Here is a 16,584-nt window from a genome sequence, read left to right as displayed (position 1 = left end):
TTTAATCTTTAAACGACTATGCGCGCGCCGTTATAGTCAGTGGCAATTGAACATCACCCCCTGCTTCTACACCGATAAAACAAGGAATGCGCAGTGAAAAAACTCTTTGGCGCCTCACTTCTCGCCGCCGGCCTGGCCTTGGCCAACATCGCTCAGGCAGCCCCGACGCTGCTCAACGTTTCCTACGACGTGATGCGCGATTTCTACAAGGACTACAACACTGCGTTCCAGAAACACTGGCAAGCCGAGCACAACGAAAACATCACCGTGCAGATGTCCTTCGGCGGCTCGAGCAAGCAAGCGCGTTCGGTGATCGACGGCCTGCCGGCTGACGTCATCACCATGAACATGGCCACCGACATCAACGCCCTCGCCGACAACGGCAAACTGGTCCCGGAAAACTGGGTCACGCGTCTGCCGAACAACAGCGCGCCGTTCACCTCGGCCACGGTGTTCATCGTCCGCAAAGGCAACCCGAAAGCGCTCAAAGACTGGCCGGATCTGCTCAAGGACGGCGTGCAAGTGATCGTGCCAAACCCGAAAACCTCGGGTAACGGCCGCTACACCTACCTGTCGGCCTGGGGTTATGTGCTGAAGAACGGTGGCGACGAGAACAAGGCCAAAGACTTCGTCGGCAAACTGTTCAAGCAGGCGCCGGTGCTGGACACCGGTGGCCGTGCGGCGACCACCACGTTCATGACCAACCAGATCGGCGACGTGCTGGTGACCTTCGAAAACGAAGCGGAAATGATTGCCCGCGAGTTTGGTCGTGATCAGTTTGAAGTGATCTACCCGAGTGTTTCGGCTGAGGCTGAGCCGCCGGTTTCTGTGGTCGATAAAGTGGTCGACAAGAAAGGCTCGCGTGCGGCGGCGGATGAGTACCTGAAGTACCTGTGGTCGCCGGAAGGCCAGGAGATTGCTGCGGCAAACTACCTGCGTCCACGTGACCCGGCGGTGCTGGCGAAGTACACCGATCGCTTCCCGAAAGTTGATTTCCTTTCGGTGGAGAAGACCTTTGGTGACTGGCGTACGGTGCAGAAGACTCACTTCAATGATGGTGGGGTTTTCGATCAGATTTATAGTGGGCAGTAAGGTTTAAGCCGTGATGAAAAAGGCGACTCTCAGAGGTCACCTTTTTTGTGGACGCTTTACCCTCACCCCAGCCCTCTCCCGGTGGGAGAGGGGGCCGACCGAGGTGTCTGGCGAGTTACATCGACCTGAGAAACCTTATCGATTATGGATTCGGCATCGCAGTTTCAGGTCGGCGTATTCCTTCAACATCCCCCAATCGGTCCCCTCTCCCTCCGGGAGAGGGCTAGGGTGAGGGGCTTCTACATCGGCGGCGTCACCCCATCCTTCCCCGCAGAAATAGATTGCGCCGTCAGCGTGCCATCCGCACCCTGCGTGACGAACGTAACAATCTTCACCCCCACCTTCAGCAAAGTCCGATCCCCGGGCACCAGATTGACGATCGGCACATCCTCCGGCACCAGAATCTTCTGCTGCCCGCCCTTGTAGTTAACCGTCAGCACCCGCCCGTTGCTCACCACCAGGTCGCCGACGCTGCCATTGGTCATGCTGCTGCCCTTGGCCAGATCAAACGGCCGATGGCCGTCGCCGCTGCCCGCCAGTTCCGGCGGAAACACATGCACCTCCAGTGCCTTGAGCGTGCCATCCTCTTGAGGCATCGCCGCCGAACCAATGTAACTGCCGGGTTTGATGTCCTCGATATTGGCCAGGGTGACCGCGCGAACTTTGGTGTCACCAGTCAACTGGATCACCACGTTCTCGCCGCTGTTGACGTGGACTTTGAGGCTGTCGGCGCTGACCCCGGTGATCTCGCCGCGTACACCGATGCGCATCCCCGGTGCGTCGGCGGCCTGTGCGCTCATCGCGCCGAGCAGGCTAGTCAGGACAATCGTTGCGATAAGACGAAGCTTCATTGCAATCCTCCGGTCATGAATGTTGAACAAGCCAATACAAACATAAGCACGCTATCGAACAGGATGTAAGTGAATGTATCATCGACCCGCAACGGTCGGACGCAAGGTCCGCCGATGGATGACACGCTGCTAGCACCCCGTCATTGCGCAACGGAATAACTGATATCAACCGAAGGCGTCTTCTGCCCATCCGGTTTGCCCCATAGCCTTAGCGCATTCTTTCGCTGGATCGAGAAACCTTATGACCACCACCACTCACGCAATGACCCGAGGCATGGTGCTGCTGTTCGCCTTCTGCTGCGGCGCCATCGTTGCCAACATTTACTACGCGCAGCCGATCATCGGCCTGATCGCGCCGGACATCGGCCTCTCCGACACCATGGCCAGTTTCATCGTCTCGCTGACGCAGATTGGCTATGCGCTGGGCCTGTTCTTTCTGGTGCCGCTGGGCGATCTGCTGGAAAACCGCCGTTTGATGATCACCACCACCGTGGTGGCGATTGCCAGTCTGTTGGCGGCGGCGTTTACCGATCAGCCGAACGTGTTCCTGCTGATCTCGTTGCTGGTGGGCTTCAGTTCGGTGTCGGTGCAGATCCTGATTCCACTGGCCGCGCATCTGGCGCCGGAAGAGTCTCGCGGTCGTGTGGTCGGCGGGATCATGGGCGGCTTGTTGCTGGGTATTCTGTTGGCCCGACCGGTGTCGAGCGTGGTCGCTGACCATCTCGGCTGGCGGGCGATGTTCATGATTGCTGCCGCGCTGATGGCGGCGATCAGCGTGGTACTGGCGCTGACCGTGCCAAAGCGTCAGCCTGATCACAGCGCCACGTATGGCCAACTGATCGGTTCGCTGTGGACCCTGCTGCGCCAACAACCGATGTTGCGCCAACGGGCGTTTTATCAGGGTTGCATGTTCGCCACCTTCAGCCTGTTCTGGACTGCGGTACCGCTGGAACTGGCGCGCAACCATGGTTTGTCGCAAAGCGAAATCGCGATCTTCGCCCTGGTCGGCGCCATCGGTGCCATCGCCGCGCCGATCAGCGGACGCCTGGCCGACGCCGGACACACCCGCATCGCTTCGCTGCTGGCGATGATATTCGCCAGCCTGAGCTTCCTGCCCGCCTTCATCCATCCGGCCTACAGCGTCATCGGCCTGGCCGTGACCGGCGTGGTGCTCGACTTTTGCGTGCAGATGAACATGGTCCTCGGCCAGCGCGCGGTCTACTCGCTGGACGCCAAAAGCCGTGGTCGTCTGAACGCGCTGTACATGACCAGCATCTTCATCGGCGGCGCCTTCGGCTCGTCGGTGGCCAGTGCGGTGTATGAGCATGGCGGCTGGTTGTGGATCGTGATTGTGGGAAGTGCGTTCCCGCTGTTGGCGTTGTTGCGGTTTTTGAGTGCTTCGCAGCGCAGTTCATTGGCAACGGCGTAAGGTCGCAAAAGCTTCGCGAGCAGGCTCGCTCCCACGGGTTATTCATTTAGCCTGAGGGAGCGATGAAGCTTAGTAACGAACCAGTTTCTCCATCGCCGCATCCGCCAGAAAGGAGGAACGGCTTTTGACGTTGTGTTCGCGCACATAACGATCGATGCGCTGAATTACATAGCCAGGCAACGTCACGTTGACCTTTTCGGTCTTGCCGAGATAGGGCGAAATGTCCAGCTCGAGCATGCCCCAACCCATGTCGGCAAAGTCCGGATTACTGCGATGAGCGGATGCCGAAGTCGGCATAGGAATCGACTCCCCGTCCGCCGCAATCTCCTGCAGCAGGATGTGGGCGACTTCAACCGCCGCGTTGTAGGCATCTTCAAAGCTATCCCCTGCTGTAACGGCGCCGGGAATATCGGGGATCTGAATACCGATGGCAGTGTTCTCGTCTCCCCACTCGATACAGATTGGATATTGCATTATGGATCTCCTTTGAAACTGGCTGGCGGGTTGTACAACCCGGCACGTCTCCTGATGCTTTTGACTGTCCCCAACGGCAAATCCTTTTTCGGGTGAGGGACGGGAATCGTGTAAGGGTTGTAACGGTGCCTGAAAATGTGATGACTGCCGGTAATCCGGTCCAGCGTCCAACCCGCCTCCTCCAGCTCCTTGATCAATAACCTGCTTTGCACCAATCGCCTCCTTGCCCCGGCCCATTAAAAATAACCCTAGAGTTATCTTTACTCAAGCACAAAAGTCCACAGAGCGACGCCCGGTTGTTTTACAGAGTGTGATTGAAACGCTAGATCCTGAGCTTTGCGCAGCACTTCCTTGAGCAATTTCTGTGCGAACCCTACAGGCACACAGCAAAACGGCGATCCAAAGATCGCCGTTTTCATTTACTGCCCAAACTGCTTGCCCAACCCCGGGGGCACGCCGTGGATGTTGGTGTCTTCCCACGGGCCATTGGGGCTGACCGAGCGGCTCCAGCCGTTGTTCCAGCGGTAGTAGGTGCGCTGGCGGTAGAAAGTGTTGGTCTGGTCGTCGAGGACGTAGACGCCGAGTTTCTGGTCCCAGTGGCTGTTGCCGCCCGGTGGCGGTGCGAAGCTGGCCGAGGTGCGCGGGACGGGTTTGGCCGGTTTTGCCGGGATGCTTTTGCTCGGGGCCGGCGAGGTCGACGGGGTCGGACTCGGTTGCGAAGGCGGGATCGGCGGCAGGCTGGTGGTCGGTTCCGGGCGTTGCACCGCACATGCACTCAAGCCCAGGGCCAGTGTGAGGACTGTGATTCGGGCGATGGTGTGCATGGCGGTGCTTTCCTGTTGTGTCCGGCTATTGGTCCGGGCTGTCGATGGTCAGTTTTTGTAGCGCAGTGGTGCTGCTGGCCAGAGGCCCGCTGCGACCGACCCACTCGCCGGCAGTCGGTTGGCCGGCGCGGGAGATGCGCGCAACCAGTTGGACTTCAGGGAAGTTCGACAGTTTCAACTGCGGCATCATTGCGTCGGCATCGCCCAGTTCGACGGTCACCGGTAGATCGGCCACGGTTAGACGCTTGGCGGCCAGTGGTGCCGGCGGGCCGGAAGTCGCGCGGGCAAAGATGAACACACTGTCGCCCGGTTGCACTTTGCTTCGGAGTTCGCTGGAAAGATCGACGCTGACTTTCAACAGCGCAGCTTTCGCGGCTTGCGGTGCCTGAGCAACCTTGCCACCGCTGGCTTCCAGACGTTCGGCGGCACGTTTGATCCCGCCTTGCAGCGCCGCGCGGGAATTGTCTTCCGGCGGCAATTGCGCCAGCAAGCGGGTCCAGTAGTCGATGGCTTCCTGATAACGCTCGCCTTCGAAAGCGGCGATACCGAGCAGACCAAGGCTGGTGACTTCTTTCGGATCAGCCTTCAGCGCTTCGTCGGTCAGCGCCTGAATCTTCGCCGACCATTTCTTGCCATCCGCAAAATACTGCGCCTGCGCCCACTGGCCGAGCAGTTCCGGCTGACGACCGGCAAGGTTGGCGGCACGTTCAAACATCTTTGCCGCGTCCGCCGGACGCTCTTGCGCCATGTAGGTACGACCGAGGAAATACAGGCCTTCAGCGGAGTCCGGCTGCGCCGCGACGGCACGTTCCAGACGCTGGGTCATCTCTTCCATCGACTGCGGCGCCTGGGCGAATTCGCGGGTCAGTTCGACTTTGTCGGCAGCGCCGAAATGCAGATACAGACCCAGGCCCAACACCGGCACCAATACAGCCGCCAACAACGGCAACGGTTTACCCAGCTTCGACACACGCGGTGCGGCAACGCCTTCGGTATCCGCCAGCAACTCACGCGCCGCCTCGGCACGGCCGCTGTCCATTTGTGCCGCGTCGAGTACACCTTCAGCCTGTTGCGACTGCAATTCGGCGACGCGCTCCTGATACAGCGCGACGTTCAGGGCAGTACGATCCTCTTCACGCTGGGCGCGACGCTCACGCAGCACCGGGATCAGCAGAAAACTCAGGGCGACCAGAAGCAACAGCCCTGCGGCAAGCCAGAAATCAATCATTCTTGGTTTTTATCCAACAGTTGATCGAGGCGCTGACGCTCTTCGGAGGACAGCGATTGCGGGGTGTCGGCGCGTTGTCCGCGACGACGGCGGACGATGACCGCGATCACCACGAAACCACCGAGCAGCAGACCGGCCGGGCCGAACCACAGCAGTGCGGTCTTGGCATTCAATGCCGGTTTGTAGCGGACGAAATCACCGTAGCGATCGACCATGAAGTCGATGATCTGCTGGTTGTCCTTGCCCTCGCCGAGCATGCGGAAAATCTCTTTGCGCAAGTCCGCGGCAATCGGCGCGTTGGAGTCGGCGATGTCCTGGTTCTGGCACTTGGGGCAGCGCAGTTCCTTGGTCAGTTCGCGGAAACGCTCGCGATCAGCTTCTTTGGCGAACTCGTATGTATCGATCGCGGCATGGGCGACGCCGGCCAGACTCAAGCCAAAAACCACGGCAGCCAGAAAGCGCTTCATGGCTTGGCCTCATCGACCAGCGCCTGATACTTGGCGGCGAGTTTTTCGCGCCAGACCTGTTCGTCGATCACGCCGACATATTTGTCGCGGATGATGCCCTTGGCGTCGATGAAGAAGGTTTCCGGTGCGCCGTACACGCCGAGGTTCAGACCCAGCGAGCCTTCATCATCACGGATATCCAGCGCATACGGATTGTGGAATTCGGCCAGCCACTTCAAGGCATCGGCGTTGGTGTCCTTGTAGTTGATGCCGTAGATCACCACACCGCGCTCGGCGAGTTTGTTCAGCACCGGATGCTCGACCCGGCAGGAAATGCACCAGGTGCCCCAAACATTGACCAGCGCCGGTTTGCCGAGAATGTCAGCCTTGGTCAGGGTCTTGTCGCCCTGCACCGCCGGCAACGAAAACTCCGGGAACGGCTTGTTGATCATCGCCGACGGCAGCTCCGCCGGATCAAGGTACAGACCGCGATAAAGAAATACCGCCACCAGCAGGAAAATCGCCAGTGGCACCAGCATCAACCAACGTCTCATGCAGCCGCTCCCGTCATGCCCAGTGCTTCACGCACCTTGGCTTTCACCTTGACCCGATAACGTCGATCCAGCGCCGCCAGCAAACCACCCAAACCTGTGAGCAAACCGCCGAACCAGATCCAGCGCACAAACGGCTTGACGTGCACGCGCACCGCCCATGCACCGTTGTCCAGCGGCTCGCCGAGGGCAACGTAGAGGTCGCGAGTGAAACCAGCGTCGATCCCGGCTTCGGTCATCATCGAACTCTGCACGGTATACAGGCGTTTTTCCGGGTGCAGCACGCTGACTTCCTTGCCGTCGCGGATCACCCGAATGGTGCCTTTGTCAGAGGTGAAGTTCGGCCCTTCGAAGTGCTTGGCGCCTTCAAAGATGAAGTGATAACCGGCCAGGTCCATCGACTCGCCCGGCGCCAGACGCAGATCGCGCTCGGCACTGTTCTGGCTCGACAACACCACGCCCAGCGCGCACACGGCGATGCCCAGGTGCGCGATCTGCATGCCCCAATAGCTGCGAGTCAGCGTCGGCAGGCCTTTGATCAAACCTTTGTGGCGAGTCTTGTCGACAATGTCGCGCGCACCGGCGAGCAACACCCACGCGGCGAGCAGGAAGGTCGCGATCACTGCCCAGTTGAAATCGCCGTAAGCGACACCAGCCACCACGGCCAGCGCGACGCTGCCGAGCAATACCGGGGTCAGCATGCCGGCCAGCCATTTCACCGGCGTGTCTTTCCAGCGCACGATCACCCCGATCGCCATTACCACCATCAGCAATCCCATCAATGGGATGAACAGCGCGTTGAAGTACGGCGGGCCAACCGACATCTTGGCGCCGCTCAGGGCATCGAGAATCAGCGGGTACAGCGTGCCGAGCAGGATCATCGACGCGGCGACGACCAGCACCAGGTTGTTGCCTAGCAGCAGGGTTTCCCGCGACCACAGGTTGAACCCGACCTGACTCTTCACCACTGGTGCGCGCAGGGCGAACAGCGTCAGCGAGCCGCCGACCACAAACAACAGGAAGATCAGAATGAACACGCCGCGCTCCGGGTCAGAGGCAAACGCATGCACCGAGGTCAGCACGCCGGAACGCACGAGGAACGTGCCAAGCAGGCTCAGCGAGAACGCGGCAATCGCCAGCAACACCGTCCAGCTCTTGAACACGCCACGTTTTTCCGTGACCGCCAGGGAGTGAATCAGCGCGGTGCCAACCAGCCAAGGCATGAAGGATGCGTTTTCCACCGGGTCCCAGAACCACCAGCCGCCCCAGCCGAGTTCGTAATACGCCCACCACGAACCGAGGGTGATGCCGATGCCGAGGAAGGCCCAGGCGACGATGGTCCACGGACGCGACCAACGCGCCCACGCCGCATCAAGGCGACCGCCCATCAACGCGGCGATGGCGAAGGCGAACGCCACCGAAAAGCCGACGTAGCCCATGTACAACATTGGCGGGTGAACGATCAGGCCGATGTCTTGCAACAACGGATTCAAGTCGGCGCCATTGCTGGGCATTTGCGGCAGGATGCGTTTGAACGGGTTGGACGTGAGGATCAGAAACAGCAGGAAACCGGTGCTGATCATGCCCATCACCGCCAGTACACGAGCGAGCATGACTTGCGGCAACTGCCGCGAGAACACCGACACCGCGAAGGTCCAGCCGCCGAGGATCAACGCCCACAACAGCAACGAACCTTCGTGGGCGCCCCACACGGCGCTGAATTTGTAATACCACGGCAACGCGGTATTGGAGTTGTTTGCCACGTAGGCGACGGAGAAGTCATCGGTCATGAACGCGTAGGTCAGAATGCCGAATGCGAACAGCAGAAAGGCAAACTGCCCCCACGCGGCTGGCTGGGCCAGGCTCATCCAGAAACGGTCGCCGCGCCAGGCACCGACCAATGGCACCACGGCCTGCACCAGCGCAAAACACAGCGCCAGAATCATCGCCAGATGGCCGAGCTCAGGAATAAAAATTGCCGAGGTCATCGATCAACCCTCCTTCGCAGGCGTTGGTGCCGATTGACCACTGTCTTTCAAGGCTTTGGTCACTTCCGGCGGCATGTACTTCTCGTCGTGCTTGGCCAGCACTTCATCGGCCACCACCACGCCGTCGGCGTTGATCTTGCCGAGGGCGACGATGCCCTGCCCTTCGCGGAACAGATCCGGGAGGATGCCGCGATAGGTGATGGTCACGGATTTGTTGAAGTCGGTGACGACGAATTTGACGTCGAGCGAATCCGGCGAGCGTTGCAGCGAACCCTTCTCGACCATGCCGCCAGCGCGGATGCGCGTGTCTTGCGGTGCTTCGCCGTTGGCAATCTGGGTCGGCGTGTAGAACAGATTGATGTTCTGCTGCAGGGCGCTGAGCGCCAGGCCGACGGCAGCGCCGACCCCGACCAGAATGGCCAGAATGATGATCAGACGTTTCTTGCGCAGCGGATTCACTTGCCGTTCTCCCGGCGCAGACGACGCGCCTCTTGTTGCAGATAGCGCTTGCGGGCCGCAATCGGCACCACCACGTTGAGGATCAGCACCGCCAGACAGATGCCGTAGGCCGACCAGACATACAGGCCATGATGGCCCATGGCGAGGAAGTCGCCGAATGAAGCAAAACTCATCGAGCGGCCTCCAGACTGTGCTGCACTTCTTCTTTCACCCAACTGGCGCGGGCCTCACGCTTGAGCACTTCGAGGCGCATGCGCAGCAACAGCACGGCGCCGAAGAAACAGTAGAAACCCAGCACCGTCAGCAGCAGTGGCAGCCACATTTCCGCGGGCATCGCCGGTTTTTCGGTGAGGGTGAAGGTCGCGCCCTGGTGCAGGGTGTTCCACCACTCCACCGAGTATTTGATGATCGGGATGTTGATCACGCCGACGATGGCCAGCACCGCGCAGGCCTTGGCGGCGCTGTCGCGGTTGCTGATGGCATTGCCCAGCGCGATCACGCCGAAATACAGGAACAGCAGAATCAGCATCGAGGTCAGGCGCGCATCCCAGACCCACCACGAACCCCAGGTCGGTTTGCCCCAGATCGCCCCGGTGACCAGCGCCACGGCGGTCATCCACGCGCCGATCGGTGCGGCGCATTGCAGGGCGACGTCGGCCAGTTTCATCTTCCACACCAGCCCGACCACGCCGCACACCGCCAGCATTACGTAGATCGACTGAGCGAGCATCGCCGCAGGTACGTGGATATAGATGATGCGAAAGCTGTTGCCTTGCTGATAATCCGGCGGCGCGAAAGCCAGGCCCCAAACGACGCCGACGCCAATCAACAGCAACGCTGCAATGCTCAGCCATGGCAAGAACTTGCTGCTGATGCCGTAGAACCACTTGGGCGAGCCGAGCTTGTGAAACCAGGTCCAGTTCATACTGTTTCCATCACGGGTGCCGCTCATCGGTGTGAGCAGTCTCAGGGTCTTTGCTGGTTAAATTTTAACCAGACCTCATTATTCGCCGACGCTGATCTTCAGGCCAGCAGCTATTGCAAACGGTGTCAGGGTGATCGCCAGAGCGGTCAGGCTACCCAGCCACAGCAGATACCCGGTCGCCGGCATGCCTTGGAGGGCTGCCTGCAAAGCGCCACTGCCGAGGATCAACACCGGGATGTACAACGGCAGAATCAGCAGCGCCAGCAACAGGCCGCCACGCTTCAAACCGACCGTCAGTGCCGCGCCCACCGCGCCGAGCAAGCTCAGCACTGGTGTTCCCAGCAACAACGAAAGCAGCAAAACCGGCAGACAGGCGGCAGGCAAACCGAGCATCAACGCCAGCAGCGGTGAGAGCAGAACCAGCGCCAGACCGGAGAAAAGCCAGTGTGCCAGCACCTTGGCCAAGACCAGAAGTGGCAACGGGTGCGACGAAAGGACCCACTGTTCCAGGGAGCCGTCTTCGAAATCACTGCGGAACAGCCCGTCCAGCGAGAGCAGGACCGACAACAGCGCCGCCACCCAGACTAACCCGGGGGACAGGTTTTGCAACACTTGAGTTTCCGGGCCGACGGCCAGCGGGAACAACGCGATGACGATGGCGAAGAAAATCAGCGGATTGGCCAGCTCCGCCGGGCGGCGAAACAGCAGTCGGGATTCACGGGCAACCAGCAGGCCGAACACACTCATACTGCCCAGTTCCCCAGATCGATATCGCGATAACCGGCCGGCATCCGGCTCAGCGTATGGTGCGTGGTCAACACCACCAGACCACCGCGTTCGCAGTGCCCGGCCAGATGCTCTTCGAGCTGCGCCACGCCCTGCTTGTCCAGTGCGGTAAACGGCTCATCGAGAATCCACAGCGGCGGGCTGTCCAGATACAAACGAGCCAACGCCACGCGGCGTTGCTGACCGGCGGACAGACTGTGGCAGGGAACATCTTCGAAACCGCGCAATCCTACGGCTGCCAAGGCTTGCCAGATGGCCTCGCGTTCGGCGGGATGATGCAGGGCGCAGAGCCAGGAGAGGTTTTCTTCAGGGGTCAGCAAATCCTTGATCCCGGCGGCGTGGCCGATCCACAGCAGATTGCGTGCGAGTTCGCTGCGTTGTTCGGTCAGCGGCTGGCCATTGAGCAGGACGTGCCCGGCGGTCGGCTGCATCAGCCCTGAAAGCAGACGCAACAGGCTGGTCTTGCCGCTGCCGTTGGGACCGCTGATCTGCACCATATCGCCACTGGCGAGTCTCAATTCGAGATTTTCGAAGAGCAGCCGCAGATCACGTTCACACGCGAGGGCAACGGTTTGCAGGACAGGACTGGTCAAGGGATCGCGGGCCTTATACGGTTCAAGTCGGCTCTGGCGCGGCCGTTAAAGAGATGCAGCATAGATGCATTGACGGCTCGATCTAGAGAGCTGGGTCAAACAATTGCTATGTTTTTTATTCGAAGCGCAAGACGGGCGGCATTATACATGTCGTGCCTTACTCTCAAGAGTGCATTTTCCTCAGGTTGTGTCCGCGTATGACAGGCGAAATAAACATCCTCCCGCTCCCGCCCACCACCCCGGCGACCGTTCGCCCGCAGGTCGGTGAGCTGCTCAAGCTGCTGACCCCGGTCGAAGGCCTGATCGGCGCCGGGCAAAGCGCCAAGGCCGAGGTGTTATCGCTCAAGCAGGCGGATCAGACTTTTCAGCTATTGCTCAAGGTGACCGTCGACGGCGGACGTCAGACCACCGTGCAAGCGACCAGCAATCTGCCGCTACCCCAAGGCACCAGTCTGGCGATCACTCAGCCCTCGGCGGGCAATCTGGCGATTACTGTGCAACAAGCCATTGCCAGCAGCGTCGCCGCCCTCACCCGCATCGACACCGCACAATTGCCGGTCGGCACCCTGCTGCAAGGCAAGGTGCTGACCTCGCAGGCGCTGCCGCAGACGCCGGGGCAGGCAGCGGTGTTCCGCTCCTTGGTCAGTTTGCTCAACACCGCGCAGAGCGGCAGCACACTGACCATCGACAGCCCGCAGCCGCTGCGCATCGGCACTTTGCTGTCGGCGTTGGTCGAAGACGCACAAACCCTGAAATTCCTGCCAATGAGCAGCCGTCAGGAACAACTGGCCGTCAGTCAGCAACTGCTCGGCCAGCAAAGTCGTCAGGCGTCGCTGAGCGGGTTGTTGAACGCGCTGCAAAACCTGCCACCCGCCACCGACCAAACCTCTGCGGATCTACGCGCGGTGGTCGACAAGCTCCTTGCCAGCCTCCCGGACGTGCAACAACTGAGCACCGCCAAAGGCGTGGCCCTTGCCCTGGCCAACAGCGGCGTGTTCCTCGAAGGCAAGCTGCTGACCGGGCAGAACCCGACGCTGGCACCGGACATGAAAGCCGATCTGCTCAAGCTGATCGCACAACTGACCCCGGGTTTGCCGAGCAGCACCAGTTTCAACGCAATCATCGCCGCCAACACCCTGGCGCAAGCGCTGCCGAGTTTCGTGCGTAATGCGCTCGGCATGCTCGGTCAGGTCAGCGCGAAACCGGTGCCAAGCAGCTTCCCGCTGCCCGAGCGTTTGCTGCAAAGCCTGGACGGCGAAGGCGATCTGGAACAGTTGCTGCGCCTCGCCGCCGCCGCTGTTTCGCGCCTGCAAAGCCATCAGTTGTCGAGCCTGGAACAGACCGGCGTCACCGACGATGGGCGCCTGCTCAGCACCTGGCAACTGGAAATTCCCATGCGCAATCTGCAGGACATCGTGCCGTTGCAGGTCAAGTTTCAGCGTGAAGAAGCGCCGGAGCGAGAACCGCAACCCAACGAACGCCGCGACGAGCGCGAGCCCAAGCAACAACTGTGGCGCGTCGATCTGGCGTTCGACATGGAACCGCTCGGGCCGATGCAAATTCAGGCGCAGTTGATCGCCGGCAGCCTGTCCAGCCAACTGTGGGCCGAACGGCCGTACACCGCCGAACTCATCGAAAACAACCTGTTTGCCCTGCGCCAGCGCCTGCTCGATCGCGGGCTGAACGTCGGCGACATCGACTGCCACCATGGCACCCCGCCGCAAGGCAACCAAACCCGTCTTGAACATCGCTGGGTCGACGAAACCGCATGAACGATTCCACTGCCCCACGCCAGGCCATCGCCCTCAAATACGACGGCAACCACGCGCCAACCCTCACCGCCAAAGGTGATGACGAACTGGCCGAAGAAATCCTGCGCATTGCTCGCGACTGTGAAGTGCCGATTTACGAGAACGCTGAACTGGTGCGGTTGTTGGCGCGAATGGAGCTGGGCGACAGCATTCCCGAAGAGTTGTACCGCACCATCGCCGAGATCATCGCGTTTGCGTGGAATCTGAAGGGCAAATTCCCCGAGGGGCAGGACCCGAATGCGCCGATGGTCGAGAAAGACGTCACCGATCGCGGGGATGATTACTGAGACTTCGAAGACGCCTTCGCGAGCAAGCTCGCTCCCACATTGGTTCGGCGTACACCGATCTAATGTGGGAGCGAGCTTGCTCGCGAATAGGCCATCAGCTTGAGCGCAAAAATCAGTTTTTGTGAAGTTTGCGCATCAACTCCGCCTCAGCCTGTGTCAACCCGCAGGACTGAGTCAGTTCATCGACGCTTGCGCCCATGCCCACCAGTTTCGCCGCTTGGGCGAATGACAGGCTCGACGGGTCGCGTTGTTCAAGCGCGACAATCTTGTCCGGCAACGGATTCACCACCGCGCGCAACTCGTGCAGGGCGTCGCCCATGCGCACGTTGCCGTTCTGGTAGTCGTCGACACGCTTGGCCAGGTCTTTGATGCGCTGGTCACGCAACGCATCGCCCTGAGCCTGTTGCGCAGCGATCACCCGCTGCGCCTTGATGTACGACACAAACATTGCCAGTGTGCCAGCCCAGAAGAGGAACAGGACAATGACCGCAACCTCGAGAATCAATCAGATGCTCTCCAGTTCCGACCATTCTTCTTCGCTCATCATCTTGTCCAGCTCGACTAGGATCAGCAACTCGTTGTTCTTGTTGCACACGCCCTGGATGAACTTGGCCGACTCTTCGTTGCCGACGTTCGGCGCCGTCTCGATTTCCGACTGACGCAGATAAACCACTTCGGCCACGCTGTCGACCATGATGCCGACGACTTGCTTGTCGGCTTCGATGATGACGATACGGGTGTTGTCGCTGATCTCGCCGCTGTTCAGGCCGAAGCGCTGACGGGTGTCGATCACGGTGACCACGTTACCGCGCAGGTTGATGATACCCAGCACGTAGCTTGGCGCGCCCGGCACCGGAGCGATCTCGGTGTAGCGCAGCACTTCCTGCACGCGCATCACGTTGATGCCGTAAGTCTCGTTGTCCAGTTTGAAGGTCACCCATTGCAGGATCGGATCTTCAGAACCTTTTGCATTCGTCGCCTGACTACTCATACCCTGACCCCTCGAAAAAACCGCTCTGAGCGGTGTGTGTTCTGTGTGGCGGCATTCAACAATGCCGTCGCCTGATTGTTATGTCGGCTGCTATGTCGGTTTATGTAGCGGCTTGTGGCCGCCGAGGTGCTTTGCCCCACCGCTGGCGATCAACTCGGCCAGTGCGGAAACGTCAAGCAATGCACACATGTGCTCAATCACGGTGCCGGCGAGCCATGGCCGCTGACCCCGGTGACTTCTCCATTTGATTTCATTCGGGTCCAGACGCAACGAGCGGCTGACCTGATGCACCGCCAGCCCCCACTCGTAACCTTGTACCGAAATCACGTACTGCAGGCCCTGACGGAAGTCATCGCGGTAGCGATCCGGCATGACCCAGCGCGCGGTGTCCAACACTTTCAAATTACCGGCCTGGCTCGGCAGGATGCCGAGGAACCATTCCGGCTGACCGAACAGCGGCGTCAGCTCGTGGCCGGCCAGCGAGTAGATCGAGCCGAGGCACACCAGCGGCACGGCCAGCGTCAGGCCGGCGACGTCGAACAGCAGGCATTCGAACGCTTCCGAGGCCCAGGCCGGGCGACCATCGGTTTCCACCGGTGGCGGCGTATTGCTCGGCGGCAGATGTACCTCCACCAGCGGCGGGACCAGCGTCTGTTCGACGGGCGCGGGTGCAACCGGAGCTGGGGCCGGTTCGACCACTGCCGGTTCCGGCGCGGTTTTCAGCAATTGGGTTTGCAGCAGCGGTGCCAGTGTCGAGACCGGTGCGCGAACCGGCTCGGCTTCTTCAATCAATGCAACCGGTGCCTTGGCGACCGGTGCGGCGGCAGGCGCGACAACCGGCGCAGCAGGCCTGGTCGCTTTCTGTGCGTCACGCGCCTGCTCTTCCAGCACTGCGGCCTGGAATTCGTCCAGCGTTTCGGTGCTTTCGACGACTTCAGGCTGCGCCTCAATGACCGGCGGCAGCTCCTCAGGAATTTCCAGCAGCAAATTATCCAGATAAGACTGCAACGCCAATTGCGGACGCGATGTGAGTTTGACCGGGCGATTCATGCTCACGCCACCTGCGGAACAAGTTGTTGCGCCAACAGATGCTTGAGCAGCGCGCGATACGCCAGCACGCCACGGCTCTTGCCGTCGAATTGCGAAGGCGTGACACCGGCCCGGCTGGCGTCGCGCAGACGGGTATCGACCGGAATGTAACCCTGCCAGATCTCGTCGGGGAATTTGTCGCGCAGCACGCGCAAGGTATGCATCGAGGCCTGGGTACGGCGGTCGAACAGGGTCGGCACGATGCTGAACGGCAGCGCCTGTTTGCGCGAGCGGTTGATCATCGCCAAGGTGTTGACCATGCGCTCCAGACCTTTGACGGCCAGATGTTCGGTCTGCACCGGAATCACCAGTTGCTGGCTCGCCGCGAGGGCGTTGACCATCAGCACGCCGAGCAACGGCGGGCTGTCGATCACCGCGTAATCAAAATCCTGCCACAGCTGCGCCAGACTCTTGGCGATCACCAGACCGAGACCACTCTGCCCTGGCGACTGACGCTCCAGGGTGGCGAGTGCAGTGCTCGATGGCAGCAGGGAAATGCGTTCGTCGCTGGTCGACAACAGCAACTGCCCCGGCAGGCCTTGCGGCACGCTGCCCTTGTGCAGAAACAGGTCGTAATTGCTGTGTTCCAGGCTGTCGGGGTCATAGCCGAAATAGCTGGTCATCGAGCCGTGCGGGTCGAGATCGACCACAACCACGCGCTTGCCCGCCTCCGCCAGCAATCCGGCTAAAGCGATGGAAGATGTGGTTTTACCGACACCACCCTTTTGATTGGCGACTGCCCAGACTCTCATTCGGTTCG

Annotated in this window: 21 protein-coding genes; 4 read left to right on the top strand and 17 right to left on the bottom strand. The window is 60.6% G+C overall.

Annotated elements, in window-relative coordinates; all coding sequences use genetic code 11:
* Positions 1-93 precede the first annotated feature (93 nt).
* On the top strand, positions 94-1,092 hold the full coding sequence (locus AB4O11_RS16640) for a sulfate ABC transporter substrate-binding protein (RefSeq protein WP_034151535.1): 999 nt from the start codon (positions 94-96) through the stop codon (positions 1,090-1,092).
* A 239-nt stretch (positions 1,093-1,331) separates the two neighbouring features.
* On the opposite strand, the gene AB4O11_RS16635 is transcribed toward AB4O11_RS16640, so the two are convergent.
* The gene (locus AB4O11_RS16635; protein WP_460090200.1) at positions 1,332-1,943 is read right to left on the bottom strand and encodes a hypothetical protein; all 612 of its coding nucleotides are present in this window, start codon (positions 1,941-1,943) and stop codon (positions 1,332-1,334) included.
* Between the two features lie 241 nt (positions 1,944-2,184).
* Between AB4O11_RS16635 and AB4O11_RS16630 the strand changes: the two genes are divergently transcribed.
* Positions 2,185-3,372 (top strand): MFS transporter, encoded by a 1,188-nt coding sequence (locus tag AB4O11_RS16630; RefSeq protein ID WP_116256524.1) that lies wholly within the window; start codon positions 2,185-2,187, stop codon positions 3,370-3,372.
* 69 nt (positions 3,373-3,441) lie between these two features.
* On the opposite strand, the gene AB4O11_RS16625 is transcribed toward AB4O11_RS16630, so the two are convergent.
* From AB4O11_RS16625 to ccmA, 12 genes are all read right to left on the bottom strand, one after another.
* Positions 3,442-3,846, bottom strand: a complete 405-nt coding sequence (locus AB4O11_RS16625; RefSeq protein WP_186625199.1) for a type II toxin-antitoxin system HicB family antitoxin — start codon at positions 3,844-3,846, stop codon at positions 3,442-3,444.
* On the bottom strand, positions 3,846-4,058 hold the full coding sequence (locus AB4O11_RS16620) for a type II toxin-antitoxin system HicA family toxin (protein ID WP_460127531.1): 213 nt from the start codon (positions 4,056-4,058) through the stop codon (positions 3,846-3,848). Before AB4O11_RS16620 ends, AB4O11_RS16625 begins: the two co-directional genes overlap by 1 nt.
* A gap of 207 nt (positions 4,059-4,265) precedes the next feature.
* Positions 4,266-4,670: a hypothetical protein gene (locus AB4O11_RS16615; protein ID WP_460127529.1), complete on the bottom strand. Its 405-nt coding sequence runs from the start codon at positions 4,668-4,670 to the stop codon at positions 4,266-4,268.
* A 25-nt stretch (positions 4,671-4,695) separates the two neighbouring features.
* Positions 4,696-5,898 (bottom strand): c-type cytochrome biogenesis protein CcmI, encoded by a 1,203-nt coding sequence (ccmI, locus tag AB4O11_RS16610; RefSeq protein ID WP_186625197.1) that lies wholly within the window; start codon positions 5,896-5,898, stop codon positions 4,696-4,698.
* A complete protein-coding gene (locus AB4O11_RS16605; protein WP_099758374.1) occupies positions 5,895-6,365 on the bottom strand; it encodes a cytochrome c-type biogenesis protein in 471 nt (156 codons plus the stop codon). Before AB4O11_RS16605 ends, ccmI begins: the two co-directional genes overlap by 4 nt.
* Positions 6,362-6,898 carry a DsbE family thiol:disulfide interchange protein gene (locus AB4O11_RS16600; RefSeq protein WP_099758373.1) on the bottom strand — a complete coding sequence of 179 codons (537 nt, stop codon included), beginning with the start codon at positions 6,896-6,898 and terminating at the stop codon, positions 6,362-6,364. Before AB4O11_RS16600 ends, AB4O11_RS16605 begins: the two co-directional genes overlap by 4 nt.
* Positions 6,895-8,883, bottom strand: coding sequence for a heme lyase CcmF/NrfE family subunit (locus AB4O11_RS16595; protein ID WP_093439827.1), 1,989 nt, complete (start codon positions 8,881-8,883; stop codon positions 6,895-6,897). Before AB4O11_RS16595 ends, AB4O11_RS16600 begins: the two co-directional genes overlap by 4 nt.
* A 3-nt stretch (positions 8,884-8,886) precedes the next feature.
* Entirely contained in the window at positions 8,887-9,342 is a 456-nt protein-coding gene (gene ccmE / locus AB4O11_RS16590; RefSeq protein WP_053118425.1) for a cytochrome c maturation protein CcmE, read from the bottom strand.
* The gene (gene ccmD / locus AB4O11_RS16585) at positions 9,339-9,515 is read right to left on the bottom strand and encodes a heme exporter protein CcmD (RefSeq protein WP_093439819.1); all 177 of its coding nucleotides are present in this window, start codon (positions 9,513-9,515) and stop codon (positions 9,339-9,341) included. The genes ccmE and ccmD overlap by 4 nt, the downstream gene beginning before the upstream one ends.
* A complete protein-coding gene (locus AB4O11_RS16580; RefSeq protein ID WP_016987487.1) occupies positions 9,512-10,267 on the bottom strand; it encodes a heme ABC transporter permease in 756 nt (251 codons plus the stop codon). Before AB4O11_RS16580 ends, ccmD begins: the two co-directional genes overlap by 4 nt.
* Positions 10,268-10,345: 78 nt before the next feature.
* Positions 10,346-11,014 (bottom strand): heme exporter protein CcmB, encoded by a 669-nt coding sequence (ccmB, locus tag AB4O11_RS16575; protein WP_007919970.1) that lies wholly within the window; start codon positions 11,012-11,014, stop codon positions 10,346-10,348.
* Positions 11,011-11,646 carry a cytochrome c biogenesis heme-transporting ATPase CcmA gene (gene ccmA, locus AB4O11_RS16570; protein WP_095050200.1) on the bottom strand — a complete coding sequence of 212 codons (636 nt, stop codon included), beginning with the start codon at positions 11,644-11,646 and terminating at the stop codon, positions 11,011-11,013. Before ccmA ends, ccmB begins: the two co-directional genes overlap by 4 nt.
* A 197-nt stretch (positions 11,647-11,843) precedes the next feature.
* Here ccmA and fliK point away from each other — a divergent pair, with 197 nt between their 5' ends.
* Positions 11,844-13,418 (top strand): flagellar hook-length control protein FliK, encoded by a 1,575-nt coding sequence (gene fliK, locus AB4O11_RS16565; RefSeq protein WP_320337225.1) that lies wholly within the window; start codon positions 11,844-11,846, stop codon positions 13,416-13,418.
* Positions 13,415-13,744, top strand: a complete 330-nt coding sequence (locus AB4O11_RS16560; protein ID WP_016987484.1) for an EscU/YscU/HrcU family type III secretion system export apparatus switch protein — start codon at positions 13,415-13,417, stop codon at positions 13,742-13,744. The genes fliK and AB4O11_RS16560 overlap by 4 nt, the downstream gene beginning before the upstream one ends.
* A gap of 112 nt (positions 13,745-13,856) precedes the next feature.
* Here AB4O11_RS16560 and AB4O11_RS16555 read toward each other — a convergent pair whose 3' ends face one another.
* The 4 genes from AB4O11_RS16555 to AB4O11_RS16540 form a co-directional block, all read right to left on the bottom strand.
* Entirely contained in the window at positions 13,857-14,249 is a 393-nt protein-coding gene (locus AB4O11_RS16555) for a DUF2802 domain-containing protein (RefSeq protein WP_093439804.1), read from the bottom strand.
* Positions 14,250-14,735, bottom strand: a complete 486-nt coding sequence (locus tag AB4O11_RS16550; protein ID WP_003222936.1) for a chemotaxis protein CheW — start codon at positions 14,733-14,735, stop codon at positions 14,250-14,252.
* A 90-nt stretch (positions 14,736-14,825) separates the two neighbouring features.
* Complete coding sequence (locus AB4O11_RS16545) at positions 14,826-15,785, bottom strand: CheW domain-containing protein (RefSeq protein ID WP_093439800.1); 960 nt, start codon at positions 15,783-15,785, stop codon at positions 14,826-14,828.
* 2 nt (positions 15,786-15,787) lie between these two features.
* Complete coding sequence (locus AB4O11_RS16540; RefSeq protein ID WP_008077691.1) at positions 15,788-16,576, bottom strand: ParA family protein; 789 nt, start codon at positions 16,574-16,576, stop codon at positions 15,788-15,790.
* Between the last annotated feature and the right edge of the window lie 8 nt (positions 16,577-16,584).

The organism is Pseudomonas sp. H1_D05, from assembly GCF_054682705.1.
Note: the sequence above shows the minus strand (reverse complement) of the source record. Positions and strands in the feature narration are given on the sequence as shown.

Coding starts and splice junctions, on each gene's coding strand:
- fliK (WP_320337225.1), top strand. CDS start 11,844: ATGACAGGCGAAATAAACATCCTCCCGCTCCCGCCCACCACCCCGGCG.
- AB4O11_RS16545 (WP_093439800.1), bottom strand. CDS start 15,785: ATGAATCGCCCGGTCAAACTCACATCGCGTCCGCAATTGGCGTTGCAG.
- AB4O11_RS16635 (WP_460090200.1), bottom strand. CDS start 1,943: ATGAAGCTTCGTCTTATCGCAACGATTGTCCTGACTAGCCTGCTCGGC.
- AB4O11_RS16615 (WP_460127529.1), bottom strand. CDS start 4,670: ATGCACACCATCGCCCGAATCACAGTCCTCACACTGGCCCTGGGCTTG.
- AB4O11_RS16600 (WP_099758373.1), bottom strand. CDS start 6,898: ATGAGACGTTGGTTGATGCTGGTGCCACTGGCGATTTTCCTGCTGGTG.
- AB4O11_RS16630 (WP_116256524.1), top strand. CDS start 2,185: ATGACCACCACCACTCACGCAATGACCCGAGGCATGGTGCTGCTGTTC.
- AB4O11_RS16560 (WP_016987484.1), top strand. CDS start 13,415: ATGAACGATTCCACTGCCCCACGCCAGGCCATCGCCCTCAAATACGAC.
- ccmB (WP_007919970.1), bottom strand. CDS start 11,014: ATGAGTGTGTTCGGCCTGCTGGTTGCCCGTGAATCCCGACTGCTGTTT.
- AB4O11_RS16550 (WP_003222936.1), bottom strand. CDS start 14,735: ATGAGTAGTCAGGCGACGAATGCAAAAGGTTCTGAAGATCCGATCCTG.
- AB4O11_RS16540 (WP_008077691.1), bottom strand. CDS start 16,576: ATGAGAGTCTGGGCAGTCGCCAATCAAAAGGGTGGTGTCGGTAAAACC.
- AB4O11_RS16605 (WP_099758374.1), bottom strand. CDS start 6,365: ATGAAGCGCTTTCTGGCTGCCGTGGTTTTTGGCTTGAGTCTGGCCGGC.
- AB4O11_RS16625 (WP_186625199.1), bottom strand. CDS start 3,846: ATGCAATATCCAATCTGTATCGAGTGGGGAGACGAGAACACTGCCATC.
- ccmI (WP_186625197.1), bottom strand. CDS start 5,898: ATGATTGATTTCTGGCTTGCCGCAGGGCTGTTGCTTCTGGTCGCCCTG.
- AB4O11_RS16580 (WP_016987487.1), bottom strand. CDS start 10,267: ATGAACTGGACCTGGTTTCACAAGCTCGGCTCGCCCAAGTGGTTCTAC.
- AB4O11_RS16595 (WP_093439827.1), bottom strand. CDS start 8,883: ATGACCTCGGCAATTTTTATTCCTGAGCTCGGCCATCTGGCGATGATT.
- ccmD (WP_093439819.1), bottom strand. CDS start 9,515: ATGAGTTTTGCTTCATTCGGCGACTTCCTCGCCATGGGCCATCATGGC.